A 549-nucleotide genomic window follows, 5' to 3' on the forward strand; every position below is an offset into this window, starting at 1 on the left:
CCTCGTGCTCGGCGAGCGCGGCCCGCACGGCCCGCTTCTCCATCTCCCGGAAGGCGGGCTCGCCGTCGTCCACGAAGATCTCGGCGATGGTGCGGCCCTCGGCGGCCACGATGTCGTCGTCGGTGTCCCGGTAGCCGAGTCCGAGCCGCTCGGCGAGCAGCCGGCCGACGGTGGACTTGCCCACCCCCATCGGGCCGACGAGCACGATCGCAGGCACGGCGCTCACCGGATGTGGAGGTTGTCGAGGTACGAGCGCACGTTGCGGCGGGTCTCGGCCACGGAGTCGCCGCCGAACTTCTCGGCGACCGCGTCCGCGAGGACCAGCGCGACCATCGCCTCGGCGACGATGCCCGCGGCCGGCACGGCGGAGACGTCGGAGCGCTGGTGATGGGCCTGCGCCTCCTCGCCGGTGGCGACGTCCACGGTGCGCAGGGCCCGGGGCACGGTGGCGATCGGCTTCATAGCGGCCCGCACCCGCAGCAGTTCGCCGGTGGACAGGCCGCCCTCGGTGCCGCCGGCGCGGGCGGAGACGCGCCGGATGCCCTCGGG

General features: G+C 75.0%; 2 protein-coding genes. Both read right to left on the minus strand.

All coding sequences use genetic code 11. From position 1 onward, the window contains the following. On the minus strand, positions 1-190 hold a 190-nt coding region (locus tag ACLU3S_RS37030), incomplete at its 3' end, for a shikimate kinase (RefSeq protein WP_413956361.1). A gap of 32 nt (positions 191-222) precedes the next feature. After that, positions 223-549, minus strand: a 327-nt coding sequence (locus ACLU3S_RS37035; RefSeq protein ID WP_413956360.1) for a chorismate synthase, incomplete at its 5' end; no start/stop codon positions are given.

It is taken from the genome of Streptomyces sp. AF1A (assembly GCF_047340315.1).
Classification (GTDB): Bacteria; Actinomycetota; Actinomycetes; order Streptomycetales; family Streptomycetaceae; genus Streptomyces.